Annotated in this window: 3 protein-coding genes; 2 read left to right on the top strand and 1 reads right to left on the bottom strand. The window is 72.7% G+C overall.

All coding sequences use genetic code 11. The features are described 5' to 3' along the window. Together GTW67_RS20050 and GTW67_RS20045 are read left to right on the top strand one after the other, a co-directional pair. Positions 1-291: flavoprotein (locus GTW67_RS20050; RefSeq protein WP_272920517.1), on the top strand; the 291-nt coding region annotated here is incomplete at its 5' end. A gap of 71 nt (positions 292-362) precedes the next feature. After that, on the top strand, positions 363-1331 hold the full coding sequence (locus tag GTW67_RS20045; RefSeq protein WP_161166195.1) for an aldo/keto reductase: 969 nt from the start codon (positions 363-365) through the stop codon (positions 1329-1331). 19 nt (positions 1332-1350) lie between these two features. Here the strand turns inward: GTW67_RS20045 and GTW67_RS20040 are convergent. Further along, the coding region (locus GTW67_RS20040) for a DUF4232 domain-containing protein (protein WP_237518950.1) at positions 1351-1864 on the bottom strand (514 nt) is incomplete at its 5' end.

Raw genomic sequence — 1864 nt, 5'->3', positions numbered from 1 at the left:
GTCGTGGTCGCGCCCGCCACCTTCAACACGGTCAACAAGTGGGCCGCCGGCCTCGCCGACACCCTCGCCCTGGCCACCCTGTGCGAGGCGAGCGGCCTCGGCGTGCCCGTCGCCGTCCTGCCCTGCGTGGCCGACGCGCTGGCCGCTCACCCCGCCTACCGGGAGAGCCTGGAACGGCTGCGCGGCATGGGGGTGCGCTTCGGCGACCCGTACGCGGGAGAGACCGAAACCGACGGCAGCCGCCCGGAGTTCGGCTGGGAACGGGCCCTCGACCTGCTCACGGAGCACTGACCCCCACCGCCCGGGACCGCCCGAGGACGTACGCTCGCCAGGTACCGATCCGGAAGGCAGGAGCAGCAACGATGCAGTACGTGAAGCTCGGTTCGACGGGCCTGGACGTGTCGCGGATCTGTCTGGGATGCATGACCTACGGCGTTCCCGACCGCGGCACCCACGAGTGGACGCTCGACGAGGAGGCCTCGCGCCCGCTGATCCGGCAGGCACTGGACGCCGGCGTCACCTTCTTCGACACGGCCAACGTCTACTCCGACGGCACCAGCGAGGAGATCGTCGGCAAGGCGCTCGCGGACTTCGCCCGCCGCGACGACATCGTGCTCGCGACCAAGGTGAACGGCCGGATGCGGCCCGGCCCCAACGGCGCCGGACTGTCCCGCAAGGCGATCATGACCGAGATCGACCACAGCCTGCGCCGCCTGGGCACCGACTACGTCGACCTCTACCAGATCCACCGCTTCGACCCGCACACGCCGGTCGAGGAGACGATGGAGGCGCTGCACGACCTGGTGAAGGCCGGCAAGGTCCGCTACATCGGGGCCAGTTCGATGTACGCCTGGCAGTTCTCCAAGATGCAGTACACCGCCGAGCGGCACGGCTGGACGAAGTTCGTGTCCATGCAGAACCACTACAACCTCCTCTACCGCGAGGAGGAGCGCGAGATGCTGCCGCTCTGCGCCGACCAGGGCGTCGGTGTGCTGCCCTGGAGCCCGCTGGCCCGCGGCCGCCTCACCCGCGACTGGGACACCACGACCGGGCGCAGCGCCACCGACAACTTCGGCAGCACCCTCTACCAGGAGGGCGACCGCGCCGTCGTCGAGGCCGTCACCCGCATCGCCGGGGACCGCGGCGTACCGCGCGCCCAGGTCGCACTGGCCTGGCTGCTGCACCAGGACACGGTGACGGCACCGATCATCGGCGCGTCCAAGCCCGGTCACCTCGACGACGCGGTGGCGGCGGTCGAACTCGCCCTCACCGACAAGGAGATCGAGGAACTGGAGCGGCCCTACGCGCCGCACCCCATCGCCGGTCACTGACCGCGCAACGCCCCGGCGGTCAGGGGGTGGTCCCGGGCTCCAGGGCGGTGACGGACACCGACGACGCGTTGCCGCCCACCGGGACCTCCCCGGCCGTCCACTTCACCGTGAGCGGATCCCGCTCGTCCGGCGGGGTGACCACCAGCTTCGCCGGGGTGGCGGTGCGGGCGCCGCTGATCTCGGGGCTGGAGAACGACAGCCCGGCCCACGCGCTCTTCCCCGGCGCCAGCGTGACCGTCCGGGGCGAGCCGGGGGCGCGTTCGGGGTCGGGGCCCAGCTGCTTGCCGGACGCGTCCACGAAGGCGGCGCCCGGGAAGCCGTACACGGTGCAGGTGCGCTGCGAGGTGTTGGTCAGCACGACCGGGAAGTTGCGCTGCCCGGCCCCCGGGTCGACGCGGCCGACCTCGGCGCGCAGCTCCGAGGTGTGGCAGCGGCCGTCGGAGCGGGCGGAGGCGGACGCCGACCCGGCGGTGTCGCTGGGCACGGTGCCGGCCGACGGCTCGCCGCCGCCGCTCCGGTCCGGGCTCGCGCTG

Source organism: Streptomyces sp. SID5910 (genome assembly GCF_009862125.1).
Lineage (GTDB): Bacteria > Actinomycetota > Actinomycetes > Streptomycetales > Streptomycetaceae > Streptomyces.
Note: the sequence above shows the minus strand (reverse complement) of the source record. Positions and strands in the feature narration are given on the sequence as shown.

Bases quoted from the DNA above. Each gene is read 5' to 3' on its own strand.
- GTW67_RS20045 (WP_161166195.1), top strand. From the start codon at position 363: ATGCAGTACGTGAAGCTCGGTTCGACGGGCCTGGACGTGTCGCGGATC.